We start from the raw sequence: 20,261 nt of genomic DNA, 5'->3' as shown, positions 1-20,261 counted from the left end.
AATAGAGCCGCCCGCGACGAATAAAATAGCATCGAGGGCAGGTGGTAGAGGGGGGCAATTTAATGACGGCTAAAGCCGGCATAGTTTGGACCATCCTTTTAATACTGGCAGGCGTTTTAAGCCTCGCCTTTATCTTTTTCACCCTTTTTCCGGGTAAAGTGCCGGCTGCCGCCTGGCAGTATTTCACCCCGGCCGAGGTGGAAAGGGCGCGGCATTACCAGCAGACCATGCGCCTGGTAAGTATCCTGGCCTTCCTGGCCCAGATAACCTTCCTGGTTTGGCTGGTCGCCAGTACCCGGGCAGCCGCCTGGTCGGATGGAGCTTTACGCATCACCGGCGGGCGCTATTATCCGGCCCTGGTAATCTATTTCGTCCTTATCTGGTTACTGGTGAAGGCAGTCGCTTTACCCTTTAATTTTTACAGCAGCTTTATCGTCCAGCACCAGTGGGGTTTCTCTACCCAAACCCTGACTTCCTGGTGGCTGGATTACCTCAAGGGTGGCGTCCTCGATCTAATCCTTTCCGGAACCGGGGTGCTCCTCCTTTTCTGGGCTACCGGGCGCTGGCCCCATACCTGGTGGGCCCCCGCCGGCCTCTTCCTGTCCGGCTGGCTCTTTATCTCAGCCTTCCTCTGGCCGCTTCTGGTCGCCCCGCTTTTTAACCGTTTCCAGCCCATCCCAGAAGGTCCGGTTAAAACTATGGTGACACAACTGGCCGGCCGCGCTGGGTTGAAAGTTAAGGAAGTGTTAGTAATGGATGCCAGCAGCCGGACCACCAAGGCCAATGCCTATTTCACCGGCCTGGGAACTACCAAACGCATTGTTCTTTATGATACCTTGCTGGCCGATTATCCCCTTGATGAAGTAGAAGCCGTAATCGCCCACGAAATGGCCCACTGGCAGCGCGGCCATATTCTCCGGGGATTGCTGTGGGGTATCCTGGCTAATTTCTTGCTTCTGGGATTGTTATATGCTGTCCTGAAACTAACCTTTACCTACGAAATAGCCCGGCCGGGGCCATACCCTCCCCACCTCCTGGTTGCCATGCTCCTTTTCCTCCAGCTGATGTCCTTTTTGGGCCAACCGGTGCCGAACGCCATCTCCCGCCGTTATGAAACCGAAGCCGACCGGGTGGCCCTGGAGCTTACCGGTAATCCCGGGGCCATGATCAGGTTGCAGGTGGACCTGGCCCGGAAGAACCTGGGCGACATAGCCCCGCCGCCCTTTATCGCATGGCTCACCGCATCTCACCCCTCACCTCTGGAAAGAATCCAGAATGCAGAAAGGTGGAGGGCAACACGATAATCCATGTTACTCCCGCGGGCAGTAAAAGCCGCAGGCCTGCCTTTCCGGCCGGACCTTCGCCACAGCCTTGACCAGGGCTTCTTTGCCGGCCAGCCAGATAAAGTCCCGGGCCTGGAGTTCCCCCGGCACCCGGCGTTCCCCGGAAAGATAAAGATCCAGGGTGGCCAGGCAGGCCGGCTTATTTTCCTCCCGGCCCAGGATCAGGGCATAGTAGCGACAGCCCCGGCAGGTAGCCGTGGCCCGATCTTTGAGCCCCGGCAGCATCAACCGGTGGCCTTCATACAAAGCATTAGCCCCGCGCATAGAGGACACCTGCCTGAGTTAGGGATGCCGCCCGGTAGATGACCCTTTCCCCGTAGCGGTTCTTCAACCGATCGCAGGCCCGGTCCAGGCGGGCCTGTTTTTCCACCCGGCCAAAAAGGTCTTCCTGGCGTGCCGCTGACGGTACCAGCCCGGCCAGGTTCACTCCCACCAGCCGCACCGGCCTGCCGGGCGGCCAGTGGCGGTGGAGGAGCTGCCGGGCCGCGGCGTAAATATCGGCAGCCGTATCGGTATAATAGGGCAGAGTGTAAGACCGCCCTACCCAGTTAAACTCGGCGTCTTTAAGGCTGATGCTCACCGTGCGGCCCAGGTAATTTCCCAGGCGCGCCCGCCGGGCCACCAGCTCGGAAAGCTCCAGTAAAACCACCTCAATATCTTCGTGGCTGTAGTAATCCCGGGGGAGGGTGATCTGGTGGCCGACGGATTTGACTCTATCCAGGGAGTGGGGGTCCACCGGGCTGTAGTCGATGCCGTGAGCGCACTGGTGTAAAACCTGCCCCACGACACCGAAGCGCCTGACCAGTACCTCGACGGGAAAACGGGCCAGGTCGCCGATGGTATAGATGCCGAGCTTGGCCAGATGCGCCTCCATCCGGGGACCTACGCCGAAAAGCTCCTTCACCGGCAGGGGCCACATCTTTTTAGGAACGTCCGGATAATCGAGGACCGTCAGGCCGTCGGGCTTCTGCATCTCGGCCGCCATCTTGGCCAATAGCTTTGTAGGCCCCAGGCCGACGCTGGTGGTGATGCCCACCTCGTTTTTAATCCTTTCCTTCAGCCGCCGGGCGATGGTTAAAGGTGAGCCGTAAAGTTCCCAGCAGCCCCGCACATCCAGCCAGGCTTCGTCAATGGAAAAAGGTTCGACCAGGGGAGTAAAGTCCCGCATGATGCGCAAAATACGGGTGGAAAATTCGATGTACAGGTCATGGTGGGGAGGGATGAAAATGCCATCCGGGCAAAGACTCTTTGCCTCCCGGACGGTCATCCCGGTTTTAATACCGTAACCCCTTTTGGCTTCATAGCTGGCCGCCAGGACGATGCCGTGGCGAGTGCTTTCCCGGCCGGCGACGATGACCGGCCGCCCGTGTAAACTTGGGTCAAGGGCCTGGTGAACGGAGGCGAAGAAGCTGTTGGCGTCACAGAGGAGGATGGTGCAGGAGGAAGACACTTAAGCTCACCGCCGGAACAAACGTTTGGGTATATTATAACTCCGGCGTCGGGGAGAAAGCAAGGGGAAAAGAACAGATGTGCGATGGAAATTTCTGCTGGCAGGGGATACATATAGGACTCTGCCCGTTAAGCGAAGCGCCTTAAAAGGCCGATCACTTTCCCCAGGATGGTCACTTCGCGGGCTTTTATGGGCTGAATTTGGCTGTTGGCCGGCACCAGTTCAACATGGTCTTCGTAGTGGTAGAAATATTTGACGGTGGCTTTCTCGCCCAGCAGAGCAACGACGATATCACCGTTTTCGGCGACAGTTGTGGTTGGGCCTGGTTCAACGATTTCGATGGCCCGGGAGCGAGTTGGGTCCCGGCGGATGTAGCCCTTTTTCTCTAGGCGGCTTAAATGGCCGTGGACGGTAGAAGTGGAGCGCAAACCAGTGGCTCGGGACGCAGTAGAGGATCATACTGAGACTCGTTCGGGCTAAAGTTGGAAAACATAAAGCCTGGTAAAGGGCCCCGGTGGTAACTACCGGGGCCTGCACCCGCAGGTCACTTTAGCGGTCTTCTCCTGAAGCAGTATTAAAAGTTGCGACACCGGCGTTATGTTGCCCCTCAATTTTCCCGGTGATAAGGCTCAAAACAACAGTGCTGATCACGGCCATTACCACGGCGGCATAGGTTTCCGTAAAGGCGGGATGGACGGGGAAATGGCCATATTTGGCCTTATAAAAGACCCAGAAGAATCCCGCCATGGCGGTGATAACCATCGCATAGACGGCTCCTTGGGGCGAGGTTTTGCGCCAGTAGATGGCAAACAGGAGGATGACAAAGAGGGAACCCCGGATGGTATAGGCGAAATAAACCATATCCAGGATGCGAGTACTGCCGTACATTAAGAGGGCCAGGAGCAGGCAGGCGATCCCGGCAGCACCGGTGCTTATCCGGGAAACCAGTAATAACTGCTTTTCATCGGCCTCCGGGTACCAGAGGCGCTGGTAGAGGTCTTTCGCAAACATCGTCCCGGCAGCCAGGATAATCGGCGCTACAGTCGAGAGGATAGCCGCCATTATAGAGGCCAGAACAATGCCGCCGACTGCCGGGTTCAAGTGCATCATTAGGGTGGGTAAAGCCAGCTTGGCATTGGCAAGCTCCGGGAAACGTACTTTAGCGGCCATGCCCAGTAGGGCGGTGAGAATACCGAAGGGGGCGACGACAAAAGCGGTAATAAAGGCCCCTTTTTGCGCTACCCGGACGTCCTTTGCCGCCAGGATGGGCTGGATGCCGGCCTGGGCGGTGCAGGCGCCGAGGACGGATGCGATAATCCAGGAAGAGATATGAGACCAGCCTATGCCGGTCCAGCTAAAGAAAGGCTGGGCGGGCAGGTGACTTTTGAGGGAGGCCAATCCACCGATGTCGGCCAAGACAAAGATCACGGCCAGGACGGCGCCACCGTACATGGCGTTCAGGTGTACTAGATTGGTATAACCGATGGCCGTCATCCCCCCAGCCAGGGTGTAGGCGATAAAACCGATTCCCAGGATGACAACAGCTGTCTCGTAACTGATGCCCAGGACCGAGACGCCCATGGTGCCGGCGGCGATGACCTGAGCGGTACCGACGGCGATCATGACGAAGATAAGTAAAACGCTGGTAACGACGCGGGCGTTTACACCGAGAAATTTTTCCACAATTCCCGGTATGGTTACAGTATCCAGGCTACGGTATAATTTAGCAAAGAATAAAGCCAGGACAATGACGCCGATACCGTTAGCTATGGTATACCAGGCCCCGGAAAGGCCGGCAATAAAACCGTATTCCGAGATACCGGTAGTCGAAGTGCCGCCAAGCCACTCACCGACCCCGACGACGACCACCATCAGGACACCCAGGCCGGCCCCGTGGAAGGATCTGGCGCTGCTGGTCTTTTTCCGGGCATAGAGGCCGATAGCGATGGTCAGGGCAAAATAGGCTAGGATAATCAGTAATTGCAAGGACATAGGGTTGTTGCCCTCCTGTAATAGTGTATAAACAAGGCCCGAGATAGGGACTCAATTATGACAATTACGAAATTACTCCGCTTCCGTTCCTCTAATTAACAGGACGTTCCCCAGATTTATGAGTGCCGGGAGGCATATATATGCCTCCCGGGTCAAGAATAGCGATGAGTTAATCCACCGGCACTTCGATATCAAGAAGGGGTGCATACTGCTGGCAGCCAAATACATCGGAATCTCCCGGACTACCACTGGGCCGCTGCCGGTAGATGGTGAACTTGATGGCATAAGCCGGGTCAAATTCAACGAAATCAGCGATTCTTTCCGGGCTGATAGCATAAAGTTTGCAGATGGTTTCCGGGGTCAGGACCCCGCTTTTTTTGACCAGCTCGTAGCTTTCCTTTTCCCGGAAAATGATATCAAAGGTAATTTTATCGGTACCGGCATTTTTGCTGCGGATGGTTTTGGCCAGGTTGATCAGTTTTACGGTAGCCATTGATATTACCTCCTTACTTTCCTGCTTCCGTCAGGTAGGTGGGGAACAATTCTAACGGGTCATCCAGGGCGACGGTGTGGTTTATGGTCCATATATAGGCGGGTGACGCCGGCAGCACTTCGTCGACGACAAAGGCGACGCCGCCGGCAGTGCCTTTAACCTCCGGCAGGCGGGCATAAAACATCTGTCGGGTGCCGATCATGGCGACTTCCTCAGCCATGGCTTTTGTAGGGGCGACACCCTCGACGACGACGCAGAGTTCATGGGAGCGAATCTCTTTCACCGGTTCCAGGTCACCCATGACTCCGTTCCTGCCAAAAACATGGTAATGAAGTTCATAATCCGTATCGCCGAAACGCTCCCGGGCCTGGGCCTTCGCCCACTCAATGACCTTGTCGATGTTCTGGATGGTATAGGGGTCGCGGATCCCGGCAATGCCGATATAGCGCTCGCCCACCTTACCGGAACCCTCCAGTTTCACCCGCCATTCTTTTGAAGGAATAAACTTAGGCCCGGTAATGCGGCAGGTCTTCTCGTCATACTGCTCATAGCGGCAGTTGCTCATATCCAGCATACCACCCAGGACGTACTCGTAATAGGGATTGGATCTTTCATACATGGCGTGACCGGCCACCGAGGCCACGGTGCAGCGCTGGTCCGGGTGCATGGCCGTGACCAGGACTTCCGTTTCGGTAATGGTGCCGATGACCGTCTCCTTACCACCGTAGGGTTCAGCACAGAAAGAGGCACACTCCAGGACTTTACCCAAGTAGTAGGCCAGGTCCTCCGGGAAACCGGCGCGGATGGCCGGGGCGGCAAAAATAACACAGTCGCTGGAGCGGCCGCCGATGATGACGTCGGCACCCATATCCAGGAGTTTAATGTAGGGGTGGACGCCAGCCACAGCGACGATGCGATCAGTCTTTTCCAGCTCTTCCCTGGTCAGGTCGGGGCGGCCGTCCAGGCCCTTGATGGCTTCGCCCTTTTCCATTTTGCGGGCCAGGTAGTCCTTGCTTACTTCGGAGTAGAAGTAACCGATTTTAAATTTGGAAAGGTTGTGTTTCTCGGCCAGTTCCTTAATAATGTTGACGTAGAGGTCGACACGGCTGTTGGCACCAGTGTCGCCGGCGGAACCGATGATCATCGGTACACCCAGCTTGCGGGCGGCGAGCAACATGTGCTCCAGGTCGTGTTTTTGCCATTCTAGCGGGCTGGTGGATGTATCAGCGCCCAGGGGCCCGGGGCCGATGTCATCGCTACCAGAGTCAGCTAGGATGAAATCGGGCTTCGTTGCAACTCCCCGGTAAAAACTATCCGTCTTGATGGGGGCAAATCCCAGGTGACCGTTGGGGCAGAGAAAACGCAGCGGTTTCCTTTCCATAACTCTTCCCTCCAGGATGTTATTACGTGTTATAACGAATTAATTTCTCTATTCTACACGGATGTCGTTTTTTCCTTCTGGTTAAAATAAAAAATTAAATTTTAGAGGGATAGGTTTAAAGGGCCGTTCATAAATCATCGTTGATATTGATCTTAACGCCGGATTGTGCTAGTCTTGTTATGACAACAATGTTGCAAGCTTGGAGGACCTAACTATGCCGGAAAATATATTTCCATTAGAACCCGGGGAATGGGAAATATCACCGGAAAAATCCAAACCACTTTATCAACAATTAAAAGAGGTCCTGGCAGGTCAAATTAAAAACGGCATCCTCAAGGCGGATGATCGCCTGCCTTCGGAAAAGGAACTCTGCGCCATGTATAATGTCAGCCGGATTACGGTGCGCCAGGCCCTGGCGGAACTCACCAGGGAAGGGCTTATTTATCGCAGTCACGGTAAAGGCACCTTTGTCGCCCGACCCCGCATCCAGCAGGAACTGGTAAGGGTGACCCCTTTTGAGGAAACCCTGCGTAGCAAAGGACTGGAACCTTCCACTAAATATTTAGGCGCCAGCTTTTTACCGGCCGACTACCACCTCGCCACTGTGTTGGCAATTCCCATTTCCACCGATGTGATGCGGATGGAACTCCTGGGCCTAGGAAACAATGAACCCATGGTATATTACCGTTCCTACTTCGCCAGCGAGCTGGGGCAAAAATTATGCGATCTGGCCCGCGAACTTTCCCAGCAAAGGGTTGCTTTTTCTACTTTTGATTTGTATGAAAAAGCAGGAATACCTGCGCCTGCCATGCTGACCCAATCCTTTGAGGCCATTGCCGCCAGTAGGGAACAGGCCAGAATATTGGGCGTTAAACAGGGGGAACCTCTGCTCCTGGTAACTTCCCTGGTTTATACGGCCGAAGGCCGCCCGGTAGAATACAAGCAGGCCGCCTACCGGGGCGACAAATATAGCTTTTATATAACCCGGCCGGTTAACCCGGGAAAAAGGTTATAACTGGTATTGACAATTGGGGCGATAATGGTATAATATCATTGTAAATAAAAGATTGGGCAACGAAGCCTGATTCTGGCAAAGAAGCCCCCGGAGTGCTACGAGCACCCCGGGGGCTTTATCTTTGTATATGACGTATTTCTCTGTTTCGGGATTATAAAAAAATTAAATAAAAGTTTTAAAACCAGCAGGAAAATCGAGTGGCGTATCGTATAGTTATAACAAGTTATAACAAAAAATGAAAGGGGGATATAACAATTAGATGCGTTCCACTCGTGTCGGTATTACTACCGGATGGGAGCAGGGCAATGTTGTCCCGGGCTGGTCCCTCATCTACACAGTCAAGGCCTGTGTAGAAGCGGTGGAGAAGGCTGGTGGTATTCCTTTATTGCTACCGGTAGTCAAAGACCCCGAAATTCGCCGGGAGACTTTAAACAACATTGATGCCCTTATAGCCGCTGGCGAGGTCCTCAGTGTCAAGCGCAATGTTTTAAACGGGGACCAGGCTAAAGATTTAGAAAGCCAGAACCCTCTACGCTTTGCCAATGAAAGGGACTACCTGCTGGGTGCCTTGGAAAGGAACATGCCTATCCTTGGCATCTGCCGCGGGCACCAGGTTCTAAATGTTGTTTGCGGCGGGACCATGTACCTGGATGATATCCACATGCGGCCGGAGAATAGCGGCGTTGTCCACCAGCAGGGTAGCAGGCCGCCGGCAGAAACTATTCACAAAGTAGAGATGGATGGTATCCTGGCCCGTCTTACCGGGAAGAGAGAGGCTATGGTCAACAGTTTTCACCGCCAGGCAGTCATGGAACCGCCGCCGAGATTTGCAGTTGTCGCCCGGGCGCCGGACGGCATAGTTGAAGCCATGGCTAGCCTTGAGCACGACTTTGTTTTAGGGGTGCAATTTCACCCGGAGGTTTTACAGGAGTCGTTCTGGTTGGAACTCTTTAGAGAGCTGGTTAATGCAGGTGCCAGGTAGACTCAAACAGGAAAGACGGATTAAATAATTTAAATAATCAAAAGTGGAATTTAACCTAAAGGAGGTTATTATAAGTGCCAGTCCAAACGGTTGGGCCTTTCCCCATCCAGGTATTCTGGTTAATTGAGCTGCTTATAGTTATCGCCTTGGTCTTTATAGCCTTCAAACGGCCTATTTATGAGGCCATGGCCATTGCTTTTGCCTTCACTATTGTCATGACAGGACGTTACGATCTCTTCTGGCCGGGCCTCTTGGCCCCTACCACAAGCGGCCTCTTTTATATTATCGTAGGCTTTCTGGTCTTTGCCTATATTTTAGGTCAAACCAGAGTAGTAGAAAAGTTAATTAACATTATTTTAGCGTTCATTGGCGGTCTACCAGGCGGTGCCGGTTATGTCTCCCTTTTTGGCAGTTGCGCCCTGGCCACCATGACCGGTACCGGACCGGGCAACGTCGCGGCTACCGGTGTTTTTACCATCCCGGCCATGATCCGGAGCGGTTTTCCCCGCCACCTGGCAGCAACAGTGGAAATGGCGGCCAGCATGCTGGGTAACCAGGTCGGCCCCGGTTTAAATCTGGTAGCTTTTGCCATACTCTCGACTTTATACCCCGATAAATATTCCCTTTCTACTTTCTGGCTGGGGCTATATATTGTTTTCGGCTGGTTGATTTTACAACGCTGGCTCACCCTGCTGGCCTTTTGCAAATATTACAAGGTACAGCCCGTACCTAAAGAGGAGCGGCCCAACCTGGCCCAGGCCCTTAAAGAAGGCTGGAGCGCCCTGCTAATTCCGGTTTTTATTCTGGGTCCGATTATTATCGATTCAGTTTTTAAGACTACCCTTATAGCCCGCTACGGTCCTGATGGAGCCAAGGCCTTTTCCGCTTCGGTGCTCCTGATGGCGGCAGGGTTCTGTACCTTCTACGCCATTATTGTCGGACGCAAGGAGATTCCCGGTGGCTTTAACCTGAATAGCGTTTTCGCCATGTTCCGGGATAGCTTAAAAGGGGTGGTGCCGGTTTCGGCTACTATTTACCTTGCCTATGCCATTGCCCTGGTGTTCCAGAAAGTAGAAATGAGCGAAGCAATTAAGACCTGGTTCTTGAGTTTCGGCCTGGGTAAAGCAGGCTGGGCCTTACTGATAGTCGTCTTTACCGCTTTCCTGGGGATGGTTTTACCCGGATCTTCCCAGGTAGCCATCCTGGGTTCAGCCATTATCTCTACTGGTGCGGCGGTAGGCCTCGATCCTTTCCTGGTAGCCATCGTTATGCCGGCCATTACCGGCGTAATGGAAGGTATGACCCCGCCCCTGGCCCTGGCCATGTATACGGCTATGGGGATTGCCCGGTCCAAGTTCTGGGAGACGGCTAAACTGACTTACGTCTGGGTATTTGCTCACCTTATAGTCACCTTCTTACTCCTTATCGGAGTCTTACCGATATTTATAAAATAAGCATCTGGCTGGGGGTATTGAAATGAAAAAAGTATTGGTAGACCTGTTTAACAACCTTTTTGGCATCTTTGTTTTGATTGCCGTCCTCATTGGTGCGCTGGTGGCTTTCATATTTGGTGCGGGATTTCTCATCGGCGGTCCGGCGGCCACCCAGATGGCCATGATTGGTAAAAAATCCCTCGATTACGCTATAAAAATAGCTGCTGTCGGCGTACTATTCGGGTTATTTAGCTTCTACACCAGGGGAAGTCATGAGCTAACCATAAGTAATGATCATCAAGAAAGCGAAACCAGAGAGGTAACATAGAGCAGACGCAATAAAAGAAGGCACGGTATCTACTTTCCGGGTAACATGGGGCATCGACCCTGGTTACCCGGGCCAGGTCGCCGATGGTATGGATGCCGAGCTTGGCCAGATGCGCCTCCATCCGGGGCGCCTACGCCGAAAAGCTTCTTCACCCGCAGGGGCCACATCTTTTTAGGAACGTCCGGCTAATCGAGGACCGTCAGGCCGGCGGGCTTCTGCATCTCGGCCGCCATCTTGGCCAGTAGCTTGATAGGCCCCAGGCCGACGCTGGTGATAATGCCCATCATCGCCCTGTTTGCCAAAATAATAAGGGAGATGTTAGCGGCTCCTGGCCCTGCGTGCCGCCGGTTAGGTTCAGGTTCCCTAACCCCATCTTTTAAAACTTTAGCAGGATTTTAACTGTAACAGGTCGAATTATAATTATACTTCGTATATCCTCAGCAATATGGACTGAGGGTCTCTACCAGGCAACCGCAAATTGCCCGGCTACGAAGTTAATCCTTCGTTGCTGTGCATCGGTTGCCTTATTTTTTATAACCGACGCGAGGAGTGATTCGTATTGGCAGTTGTCGGTACTTCCCCGCCCAGGGTAGATGCCCGGGCTAAGGTCACCGGCCAGGCCATCTACCCGGCTGATCTTAATTTTCCGGGGATGATTTACGGCCAGGCCGTCCGCAGCCCCTACGCCCATGCCCGGATAGTCAATATTGATACCTCGGACGCCCTGCAGGTCCCGGGGGTCCTCTGCGTCCTGACCGCCCGGGACATCCCCGGCCATAACGGCCATGGCGTCGTCTACCAGGACATGCCCGTCCTGGCCCGGGACGAGGTGCGTTCGGTGAATGACGTCGTCGCCCTGGTAGGTGCTACCACCCCGGACGCCGCCAGGACTGGGGCGGCTAAAGTAAAGATAACCTACGAAGAACTGCCGGCCCTTTTAGATCCTGTGGCGGCCATGCAACCGGGGGCGCCTCGGGTCCATCCCGACCGGGACAATATTATATACCACCTGCCCATCCGTAAAGGAAACATCGAAGCGGGGTTTGCCGCGGCCGACGTGATTGTGGAAAATACCTATCGTACCCAGCTTCTGGACCACGCCTTCCTCCAGCCAGAGGCTGCCGTGGCCCTGGTGGATGAACGCGGCCACCTGGTAATTTACGTAGCCACCCAGTATGTCCACTGGGACCGGGTGGAAGTAGCCAGGGTGCTGGGCTGGAACCAGGACCGCATACGCATCGTGGCCCCGGCCGTAGGCGGTGCCTTCGGCGGCCGGGAAGATATGACCCTGCAGACCCTGGTGGCGCTGCTGGCCGTGCATACCCGGCGGCCGGCGAAAATGGTCCTTACCCGGGAAGAATCCTTCCTGGCCCATAGCAAGCGCCACCCCATGATCATGCGCTATAAGACCGGTGCCACCAGGGATGGAAAGTTAACGGCCCTGGAAGCGGAAATCATCGGCGACAGCGGCGCCTATTCTTCCTGGGCCCCTAACGTTCTGCGAAAAGCTGCCATCCATGCCACCGGTCCTTATGTCATCCCCAACGTTAAGATTGATGCCTACGCGGTCTATACCAATAATCCTTTTACCGGCGCCATGCGCGGGTTCGGCGCCACCCAGCCGCCCCTGGCTTATGAAAGCCAGATGGACGAGCTGGCCAGCCGCCTGGGGATCCATCCTTTTACCATCCGCTGGCTCAATGCCTTCCGGCAGGGGGATGTAACCGCCACGGGCCAGGTCCTGGAAAGCAGCGTCGGCCTGACGGAGACTATGCTGCAAGCGGCCCGGGCCGCCGGCTGGTCGCTGGCAGAGTTAATACCGGGAGGGATGCAGGATGAGTAAAAAACGCGGTATTGGTATGGCCTGCTTTTTCTACGGTACCGGCTACGGTAATGGTTTTCCCGATGTCGCAACGGCCACGGTAGAAATCCACGATGACGGTACGGCCACCGTGCGCAGCGGCGCTGTGGACTGCGGCCAGGGTTCTACTACCATCCTGGCGCAAATTGCCGCCGAGGAGCTGGGGGTACCCTATGAATGGATAACGGTAATCACCGCCGACACCGATACCACCCCCGATGCCGGCACGACGGCGGCCACCCGCCAGACCTATGCCTCCGGCAATGCCGTGCAAATGGCCTGCCGCCAGGCCCGGGAAGTCCTTTTTGAATACACCCGGACCCTCTTAGGGGTTAATACCATTGCTGGCCTGGCAGCCAGGGAGGGAATAATTTACGTCAAGGGTTACTCCAAGAAACAAATATCCTACCCCGAGGCAGCCGCCCGGGCCCGCCTGGCTGGCTACCGCCTGGTGGGGCAGGGAACCTTCGTCACCCATACCACGGCCGTTGACCGGGAGACCGGCCAGGGGGCACCATACTGGCCTTACGCCTTCGGTACCCAGATTGCAGAGGTGGAAGTGGATACGGAAACAGGGGAAGTGCGGGTTTTAAAGCTCATAGCCGCCCATGACGTGGGCCGGGCCGTAAACCGCCTCGGGGTAGAGGGCCAGATTGAAGGCGGTGTCGCCCAGGGCCTGGGTATGGCCCTACTGGAAAAGGTTCACCTGCAGCAGGGCCGGATCGTTAATAATTCCTTTTCTACCTATCTCATTCCTACTGCCCTGGATATACCCGAGATTCAGCCCCTGATTGTGGAAACCCATGAGCCCACCGGCCCCTACGGCGCCAAAGGAGTTGGTGAACCCGCTACCATCCCCACCGTACCGGCCATTATCAATGCTATTTACAATGCCGTGGGAGTTCGCATTACTGAATTGCCGGTTACACCGGAGAAAATCCTGGCCGCCCTGCGGGAAAAAGAAGGAGAGAAGAAATGAGTATTTTAATCAAGAACGGTACCCTGGTTACCATGAACCCCCGGAGGGAAGTTTTCCAGGGGGATATCTATATTGAAGACGACCACATCGCCGCCATCGGCAATACACCGGCCACTGCCGACCGGATTATCGACGCCACGGGCCAGCTGGTCATCCCCGGCCTCATCCAGCCCCATATTCACCTCTGCCAGTCCCTCTTCCGCGGTCGCGCCGACGACCTGGAACTCCTGGACTGGCTGCGCCTGCGCATCTGGCCCCTGGAAGGTGCCCACGACCCCGAGTCCCTTTATTACTCCGCCCTGCTGGGCATCGGTGAACTTTTCTTAAGCGGCACCACCACCATCGTCGACATGGAGACCGTCCATCATACCGATGCGGCCATTGAAGCTATTGCCAAAAGCGGCATCCGGGCCATTACCGGCAAAGTAATGATGGACTTTGGCGAGGACGTTCCGGACAGCCTTAAAGAAACAACGGCGGCCTCCCTTAAAGAAAGCGTCGACCTGCTGGAGAAGTGGCACGGCCACGCCAATGGCCGCATCCAGTACGCCTTTACGCCCCGTTTTGTCGTCTCTTGCACCGAAGAATTATTATTAGAAGTCCGGGACCTCGCCCGCCATTACGGCGTTAAAATCCACACCCATGCTTCAGAAAACCGGGGTGAATGCGCCCTGGTGGAAAAACTCCACAACCGGCGCAACGTCATTTACCTTGACGATCTCGGCCTCACCGGTCCCGACCTCATCCTGGTCCACTGTATCTGGCTCAGTGAAGAGGAGAAGGATATCCTGGCCCGCACCGGTACGAAAGTGGTCCACTGTCCTTCGTCTAACTTAAAGATGGCTTCCGGTATCTGCCCGGTACCGGATCTCCTGAGCCGGGGTACTGTGATTTCCCTGGCCGCCGACGGCGCGCCGTGCAATAACAACCTGGACGCCTTTATGGAAATGCGGGTGGCAGCTTTGATCCAGAAACCCCTCCATGGGCCCACCGCTATGCCGGCGCCTCTGGTCTTTGAAATGGCCACCCTGGGCGGGGCCCGGGCCGTGGGCATGGAAAAGGAAATCGGCAGCCTGGAAGTAGGGAAGAAAGCCGACCTGGCCTTGGTTTCCCTGGCGGGCCTCCATACCCAGCCGGCGGGCTGCGTCGACGTCTACACCCAGCTGGTCTACCAGGCCAGAGGCTCGGATGTCACCCTGACCATGGTCGACGGCAAAATTGTCATGGAGGAAAGGCAATTGAAGACCATTGATGCCGGTGAAGTCCGGAAAAAGGCCGGTGAAGCCATCCTGCGTGTCGCCCGGCGAGCCGGGCTGGCATAACAACTCCTGGCAAAAAATCATCAGGAATAAGGACTTACCAAGCTACGTTAAAACCCCTGGACATCATATCCAGGTTATGCTAGAATAACATTAAAGTGAATATGTTCCAGGCAAATACGGGAAGTCAGTGCAAATCTGACACGGTCCCGCCACTGTGAGGGGGAGCGAGGCACCATCAAGCCACTGGGTAATACCTGGGAAGGCGGTGCCGGAGCAGTGATCCCGAGTCAGGATACCGGTTGCCTGGAAACCTTTACCCCTACGCCGGATAGGGGGTGGTTGGCCAAAACCATGGCAAGCATACCCTCTGCTTGTGTAGGAGCAGAGGGTTTTAAATTGCATACAGTATGGGTGCGCGGTCTCGAGAAGACCGGGCTTAAATTCAGCCGCCGGCAGGGGAGAGGTTGGGCAAATCACCGCCTGGAAGCGGGAACTTGCCGCAACCGATGATGCCCGGCCAACAGGCTAGCCTGTTCTGAGGCCACCAGGGTCTCAACCCGGGGAGGTGGTTTAGTTAGGCATGCCTGTTTTAGCGGCGCCACCGGTTTCCCCGGCAAAACAGCCGGGGATTTTTAGTTTCTACAGGGAGGACGGCGCGTTTTGATTTTAGTGGTAGGGAGTACCGGCGAGGGAAGGCAGTTAATCCGTAACCTGCGGCAGGAAGGCTACGAGGTTGCCACCTGGACTGACAGCACCTATGGCGAACAGCTGGCCCGGCAGGATGGGGCGACGTTAATTTTAACAGATCCCTTAACGGAAAGTAATCTAGCCGCCCTGAAGGTTGGCCGGGCGTTGGAAGCAGTAATAGACGCCACCCTTCCTTACCCCAACCAGCTATCCAGGACCCTGGAAGCCTGGTGCCGGCAACACTGCTTACCTTACCTGCGTTTTTTACGACCAGAAACAAAGTTGCCGGACGACCGCCTCATTTACCAGGTGGCAACCTGGGAAGAAGCCGCCCGTACTGCCGCCGGGTTGGGGGAGACTATCTTTTTAACTACCGGTACCAATAACCTGGAAGTGTTCGTCAAAAACCCCCTGCTTAAAGGTAAACGCATTGTGGTCAGGGTATTACCGGAGCACCGGGTAATTAAAAAATGCCAGGACCTGGGCTTGACACCCCGCGACATTATCGCCATGCAAGGGCCTTTTTCCAAAGAAATAAATAAAGCCATGTTTAAAGCCTATAGGGCCGGTGTTATCGTCACCCGGGACGCCGGTCCGGCCGGCGGTACCGGGTCCAAAATTGCCGCCGCCCTGGCGCTGAAGATCCCGGTAGTAGTAATCAAGCGGCCTTCCATCCAGTACCTTTATCCAGTTTACACAGTTGCCGAAGCCATCGCCCTGTTGAAAAAAATAGCAACGGCATTTCCAAGTTCAATTCCAGAGGGAGGTATATAGCGTGTTCCGCCGTATAACCATACTGGGTATGTATATCGTGCTGGCCATGGCCGTCCTGCCCCAGCCGGCCTATGCCATGCACATCGCCGAGGGCTTCCTGCCCTTCAACTGGGCCGCCTTCTGGTTTGTCGTCGTCCTACCCTTCTGGTTCTGGGGCCTGCGGTCCATCCAGCAGACCGTTAAAAGCAACCCCGGGCTGAAAATGCTCCTGGGCCTGGCAGGCGCCTATGCCTTTGTCCTGTCGGCCTTGAAAATCCCGTCAGTAACCGGTAGCTGTTCCCATCCCACCGGCGTGGGACTGGGCGCCATCCTCTTTGGCCCCTCTGCCATGAGCATCCTGGGAGGTATTGTCCTCCTCTTCCAGGCCCTCCTGCTGGCCCACGGCGGCTTGAGCACCCTGGGTGCCAACACCTTTTCCATGGCCGTCGTCGGACCCTTTGTGTCCTACGGCCTTTACCGCCTGGTACGGAGGCTCAATGGCTCAATGCCCGTAGCCGTCTTCCTGGCCGCCACCCTGGGGGACCTGATGACCTATATCACCACTTCCCTGCAGCTGGCCCTGGCCTTCCCGGCCCAGCCCGGCGGGGTGCTGGCGTCCATGCTGAAATTCATGGGCATTTTTGCCGTTACCCAGATACCCCTGGCCATTAGCGAAGGTATCTTAACTGTCATCGTCTTTAACTTGCTGGCCACTTATAATAAAAACGAATTGCTAGAGCTGTCTATTTTAGATGATAATAAGGCCTTGGTGGTGGGAGGCCGCAACCAGCAGCATATCCGGTAAAAAAGGGTTAAAACGGACTTATTAACTATTGTAACTGACATCCAGTTCATGGAGGTGTACAAGTAATGAGTACCGCCCAGAAAAATATCTTTTTACTCTTGATCGTTATTCTCCTGGCAGCGGCACCCTTTTTCCTTCACCGCAGCGCTGAATTTGCTGGTGCTGACGACCAGGCGGAAGATACTATTACCCAGATCCGGCCTGATTATGAACCCTGGTTTAAACCTGTGTGGGAACCCCCCAGCGGGGAAGTGGAATCCTTCCTCTTTGCCGCCCAGGCCGCCATCGGCAGCGGCATTGTTTGCTACTTTCTGGGTTACAGCAAAGGAAAGAAACAGCGGGAGCAACAGTAAATGTTCAGCATTGATCAGTATGCCTATAGTAACCGGTTGAAGAACGTCCATCCGGGCGAAAAAATAGCCTTTGCCCTGGTAACCCTCCTGATCGCCCTGGTGGCGCCCCGGCCTTCAATTCCTGCCATTATTATTGCCCTGATGGCCGGAGCTACCATTGGATTCGCCGGCATCCCGGCCCGTTTTTACCTGCAGCTTATGCTAGTGCCCTTTTCTTTTTTACTAGCAGGGGTGATCATGATCGCCCTCACCATTACCGGCCAGCCTCAGACCGGTCTTAAGGGCGTGACCATCCTGGGGTGGACCTTTGGTGTTACCCCAGCCGGCATGCACCTGGCCGGCAAAATTTTTCTCAAGTCCCTGGGGGCCGCTGCCTGCCTTTATTTTCTGTCCCTAACAACACCCATGGTCGATATCCTTACCGTTCTCAGACAATTGCGCTTCCCGGCCCTTCTGGTGGATTTAATCAGCCTGACCTACCGCTTTATCTTTGTCCTGCTGGCGACCGTCAACGATATTTATACCGCCCAGGCTTCCCGCCTGGGCTATACTTCCCTGCGCACTTCCTATCATTCCCTGGGCCAGCTGGCGGCCAGCCTTTTTATTAAGACTTACCGCCGCTCCCAGGAACTATTCACCGCCCTGACGGCCAGGGGCTACCATGAAGAGCTGCGCGTGCTGGAGGCTGCTTATCCTTTCTCGTGGCCCTTTTTATGCCTGGCCGCCATCTTTGACCTGGCTTTAGTGATTTTAATGCTGCTTACATAATGCCGGCTGTCTTCAGACCGGCTTCTCCACTTGCCTTTTATGCCCCAGTCTATGCCGACTACTGGAGGTGGATTTTTTGGCCGCCATATTAGAAGCAAAAAAGGTTTCCTTTACTTACCCTGACGGTACCCGGGCATTGCATCATGTTACCTTGAGCATACCTGAAGGCAAGAAAATTGCCGTCCTGGGTCCCAATGGTGCCGGCAAATCGACCCTTTTCCTTCATTTCAACGGCATCTTAAGGCCCCAGGATGGTTGTATCTACTTTGCCGGGGCCAGGATTAATTACAGCCATAAAGCCTTAACAGAATTACGCCGGCAGGTGGGCATCGTCTTTCAAGACCCCGACAGCATGCTTTTTTCGGCCAGCGTTCGCCAGGAGATCTCCTTCGGACCGTTAAACCTGGGCCTGAGCAGGGAAGAGGCAGGGCAAAGGGTTGAAGCCGCCATGGCGGCAACGGGTATCACCGGCCTCCAGGATAAGCCGACTCATTTCTTAAGCTATGGCCAGAAAAAGCGGGTGGCCATTGCCAGCGTCCTGGCCATGGAACCCAGGGTCATCATCTTTGATGAGCCGACGGCCTACCTGGATCCGCGTTCAACCCGGGAGGTTATGGCCTTGCTGGCAGATATCAGCCGCCAGGGAAAGACGATTATTTTATCCACCCATGATGTAGACATAGCCTATACCTGGGCCGACTATATTTACGTCCTGGCCCGCGGCCAGGTAATCGGCGCCGGGACGCCGGCCGAAATCTTTAGCGATGCCACCCTCCTGGAATCTGCTGATCTGGCCCGGCCCTGGCTACTGGATGTTTATGAAGACCTGAAAAATAAAGGGTGGCTGCCGGCAACGGCGCCGGTACCGAAAAATAAAGAAGAGCTCCTGGGCTTCATTCCTTATCGTTCCAGGTCCAAACTGGCCATTTGAGTCGGTCCACAGCCCGGGTCAGTAATTTTGAAGTGTTGCGTTCAGTCATTTTCATCCCTGGGCGTTTTGACTTTTTTCGCCGGCAGGAGCTGTAAGGTGGCCATCTGGTTGCGCAGGCGAATATTTTCCTTGAATTCAATCAGGATTGACAGGATCTCATGGAGGAAGGGACTGCCAAAGGTAGACATCAGGCCCACGGCCACCATATTAATGAATAAATAAAGTCCAGGATAAGCAGCCTTCAGGCCGGCAAAAGCATTCAGTCCCATCAGGGCAAAGACATCAATCGCGGCCATGCCAGCCAGGAGGGCGGCAATAACGGCGTTAAATAAAATCACCCATAGCTCCCGCTGTTTTTCCTCCCGGGGATCATTCCTGGGCTCCCCCAGCCAGGGCCAGCGGGCCTTGACCTGGTCGGTAATACCTTTGGCCGCCGCAAAGACCGCCCCGATAACGGCAAAGAAGCGGCTGAGATCTTCCAACTGTATTCACCTCCTTCAGCCCGGCCGTTTATCATATCCTATGCATGGTGCCGGCCGGATGCTAAAAGGGATCCCCGCTGCTCCACCGGAGTTTATGGCTTCGTGAGCCATCCAATGTATCCCAACTAAGTAATTCTTTGCGATCAGGGAAGCAGCGAAGACTTCTTTGTTTAGAAGAAGTAAACTCCCGGACAAAGTCTCAGAACCCAAGTTACCGCTCCGCCCCGTGAAGTTCTGCTAGGATAAGCCTGGCTTGCTAATTGCTGATAAATTTGGCGCCAAAAATCCATAACCTTAAATTTTTGACCATGTTTGTCTTTGTTTGACATTGACTTTCCTTGACTATCTTTATAGAATAAAAGCGAAACAAAAAATTTAAAGGGGGGGTATAGTACGATGTTTGGGTTAATACCTTTCTATAGCAGGAGAAAAGGCTTAAGGCCAATATTCTCCGATGTCGAGAATTTCATTGAACGGGTATTCAACGAAGACCTGTTTTGGGTCCCTGTATTCGGCCAACCTTTTAAGGCAGATATAAAGGAAACAGAACGCGAGTATATTGTGGAAGCCGAATTGCCGGGAATGGAAAAAGAGAATATTATAATTACTTATGACGATGGCGCGCTTAATATTTCTGTCAAACAGGATACAATAATCGACGAAACCAGGGAAAACTTCATCCGCAAAGAGCGGAGGAGTGGCAGCATTGAACGCAGGTTTTATTTAGAAGGCGTGGATGAAGAAAAAATTTCCGCCAGTTATAAAAACGGCCTGTTAACGGTAATATTGCCAAAGAAAGAGGCCGGATTAAAGCGCGGCAAACATATTCCTGTTGAATAGAGGTTATTGAGAGAGGCGGTTCTCGCAACAAGGGGACCGCCTATAGTGTTTGTGTACCCGGCATGGCACTGACTTGGTAAAAAAGTCTACTGGGGGCAAGGCGGCAACAGCCTGTTAGCTAAA

Annotated in this window: 20 protein-coding genes, 1 pseudogene and 2 riboswitches; of the genes and pseudogenes, 14 read left to right on the top strand and 7 right to left on the bottom strand. The window is 54.5% G+C overall.

From position 1 onward, the window contains the following. Positions 1-62: 62 nt before the first annotated feature. Entirely contained in the window at positions 63-1,304 is a 1,242-nt protein-coding gene (locus E308F_RS09560) for a M48 family metallopeptidase (RefSeq protein ID WP_141264699.1), read from the top strand. 6 nt (positions 1,305-1,310) lie between these two features. Here the strand turns inward: E308F_RS09560 and E308F_RS09555 are convergent, their stop codons facing one another. The 6 genes and pseudogenes from E308F_RS09555 to E308F_RS09530 all read right to left on the bottom strand — a co-directional run bounded on the left by E308F_RS09555 (position 1,311) and on the right by E308F_RS09530 (position 6,659). Then, positions 1,311-1,607, bottom strand: a complete 297-nt coding sequence (locus E308F_RS09555) for a hypothetical protein (protein WP_141264698.1) — start codon at positions 1,605-1,607, stop codon at positions 1,311-1,313. Further along, the gene (gene dinB, locus E308F_RS09550) at positions 1,594-2,793 is read right to left on the bottom strand and encodes a DNA polymerase IV (RefSeq protein ID WP_141264697.1); all 1,200 of its coding nucleotides are present in this window, start codon (positions 2,791-2,793) and stop codon (positions 1,594-1,596) included. The genes E308F_RS09555 and dinB overlap by 14 nt, the downstream gene beginning before the upstream one ends. A gap of 128 nt (positions 2,794-2,921) precedes the next feature. Beyond that, positions 2,922-3,230: pseudogene (locus E308F_RS09545) on the bottom strand (LexA family protein); the annotation flags it as partial. Positions 3,231-3,342: 112 nt separating this feature from the next. Beyond that, positions 3,343-4,785, bottom strand: a complete 1,443-nt coding sequence (locus E308F_RS09540; protein ID WP_141264695.1) for a sodium:solute symporter family protein — start codon at positions 4,783-4,785, stop codon at positions 3,343-3,345. 169 nt (positions 4,786-4,954) lie between these two features. After that, positions 4,955-5,278, bottom strand: a complete 324-nt coding sequence (locus tag E308F_RS09535) for a DUF4387 domain-containing protein (protein ID WP_071554468.1) — start codon at positions 5,276-5,278, stop codon at positions 4,955-4,957. Between the two features lie 13 nt (positions 5,279-5,291). Beyond that, entirely contained in the window at positions 5,292-6,659 is a 1,368-nt protein-coding gene (locus E308F_RS09530; protein ID WP_141264694.1) for an acyclic terpene utilization AtuA family protein, read from the bottom strand. A gap of 214 nt (positions 6,660-6,873) precedes the next feature. On the opposite strand from E308F_RS09530, the gene E308F_RS09525 reads away from it, so the two are divergent. The 12 genes from E308F_RS09525 to E308F_RS09465 all read left to right on the top strand — a co-directional run bounded on the left by E308F_RS09525 (position 6,874) and on the right by E308F_RS09465 (position 18,816). After that, positions 6,874-7,674, top strand: coding sequence for a GntR family transcriptional regulator (locus E308F_RS09525; protein WP_141264693.1), 801 nt, complete (start codon positions 6,874-6,876; stop codon positions 7,672-7,674). A gap of 259 nt (positions 7,675-7,933) precedes the next feature. Next, positions 7,934-8,656 (top strand): gamma-glutamyl-gamma-aminobutyrate hydrolase family protein, encoded by a 723-nt coding sequence (locus E308F_RS09520; protein WP_141264692.1) that lies wholly within the window; start codon positions 7,934-7,936, stop codon positions 8,654-8,656. 74 nt (positions 8,657-8,730) lie between these two features. Next, the gene (locus E308F_RS09515; RefSeq protein ID WP_141264691.1) at positions 8,731-10,110 is read left to right on the top strand and encodes a TRAP transporter large permease subunit; all 1,380 of its coding nucleotides are present in this window, start codon (positions 8,731-8,733) and stop codon (positions 10,108-10,110) included. 22 nt (positions 10,111-10,132) lie between these two features. Then, positions 10,133-10,417, top strand: a complete 285-nt coding sequence (locus E308F_RS09510) for a hypothetical protein (protein WP_141264690.1) — start codon at positions 10,133-10,135, stop codon at positions 10,415-10,417. 407 nt (positions 10,418-10,824) lie between these two features. Continuing rightward, positions 10,825-10,926: riboswitch (purine riboswitch) on the top strand. A gap of 50 nt (positions 10,927-10,976) precedes the next feature. Continuing rightward, positions 10,977-12,260, top strand: coding sequence for a xanthine dehydrogenase family protein molybdopterin-binding subunit (locus E308F_RS09500; RefSeq protein ID WP_141264689.1), 1,284 nt, complete (start codon positions 10,977-10,979; stop codon positions 12,258-12,260). Further along, positions 12,253-13,257 (top strand): xanthine dehydrogenase family protein molybdopterin-binding subunit, encoded by a 1,005-nt coding sequence (locus E308F_RS09495; protein ID WP_141264688.1) that lies wholly within the window; start codon positions 12,253-12,255, stop codon positions 13,255-13,257. Before E308F_RS09500 ends, E308F_RS09495 begins: the two co-directional genes overlap by 8 nt. Further along, entirely contained in the window at positions 13,254-14,579 is a 1,326-nt protein-coding gene (locus E308F_RS09490; protein WP_141264687.1) for a 5'-deoxyadenosine deaminase, read from the top strand. Before E308F_RS09495 ends, E308F_RS09490 begins: the two co-directional genes overlap by 4 nt. Before the next feature lie 57 nt (positions 14,580-14,636). Then, positions 14,637-14,837, top strand: a riboswitch (cobalamin riboswitch). A gap of 351 nt (positions 14,838-15,188) precedes the next feature. Beyond that, positions 15,189-15,980, top strand: coding sequence for a precorrin-6A reductase (cobK, locus tag E308F_RS09485; RefSeq protein WP_253256563.1), 792 nt, complete (start codon positions 15,189-15,191; stop codon positions 15,978-15,980). Between the two features lie 28 nt (positions 15,981-16,008). Continuing rightward, positions 16,009-16,764 (top strand): energy-coupling factor ABC transporter permease, encoded by a 756-nt coding sequence (locus E308F_RS09480; RefSeq protein WP_172613733.1) that lies wholly within the window; start codon positions 16,009-16,011, stop codon positions 16,762-16,764. Positions 16,765-16,829: 65 nt separating this feature from the next. Further along, a complete protein-coding gene (locus E308F_RS09475; RefSeq protein WP_141264685.1) occupies positions 16,830-17,117 on the top strand; it encodes an energy-coupling factor ABC transporter substrate-binding protein in 288 nt (95 codons plus the stop codon). Continuing rightward, positions 17,118-17,885 carry a cobalt ECF transporter T component CbiQ gene (gene cbiQ, locus E308F_RS09470; RefSeq protein ID WP_141264684.1) on the top strand — a complete coding sequence of 256 codons (768 nt, stop codon included), beginning with the start codon at positions 17,118-17,120 and terminating at the stop codon, positions 17,883-17,885. A 76-nt stretch (positions 17,886-17,961) separates the two neighbouring features. Then, complete coding sequence (locus E308F_RS09465; RefSeq protein ID WP_141264683.1) at positions 17,962-18,816, top strand: energy-coupling factor ABC transporter ATP-binding protein; 855 nt, start codon at positions 17,962-17,964, stop codon at positions 18,814-18,816. Between the two features lie 41 nt (positions 18,817-18,857). Here the strand turns inward: E308F_RS09465 and E308F_RS09460 are convergent, their stop codons facing one another. Continuing rightward, the gene (locus tag E308F_RS09460) at positions 18,858-19,298 is read right to left on the bottom strand and encodes a hypothetical protein (protein WP_172613885.1); all 441 of its coding nucleotides are present in this window, start codon (positions 19,296-19,298) and stop codon (positions 18,858-18,860) included. A 396-nt stretch (positions 19,299-19,694) separates the two neighbouring features. Between E308F_RS09460 and E308F_RS16665 the strand changes: the two genes are divergently transcribed. Then, on the top strand, positions 19,695-20,138 hold the full coding sequence (locus E308F_RS16665) for an Hsp20/alpha crystallin family protein (RefSeq protein WP_141264681.1): 444 nt from the start codon (positions 19,695-19,697) through the stop codon (positions 20,136-20,138). The last annotated feature ends 123 nt before the right edge of the window (positions 20,139-20,261 follow it).

Source organism: Moorella sp. E308F (assembly GCF_006538365.1).
Classification (GTDB): domain Bacteria; phylum Bacillota; class DSM-521; order Neomoorellales; family Neomoorellaceae; genus Neomoorella.
The sequence above is the reverse complement of the archived record's forward strand: the minus strand, read 5'-3'. Positions and strand labels throughout refer to the sequence as shown.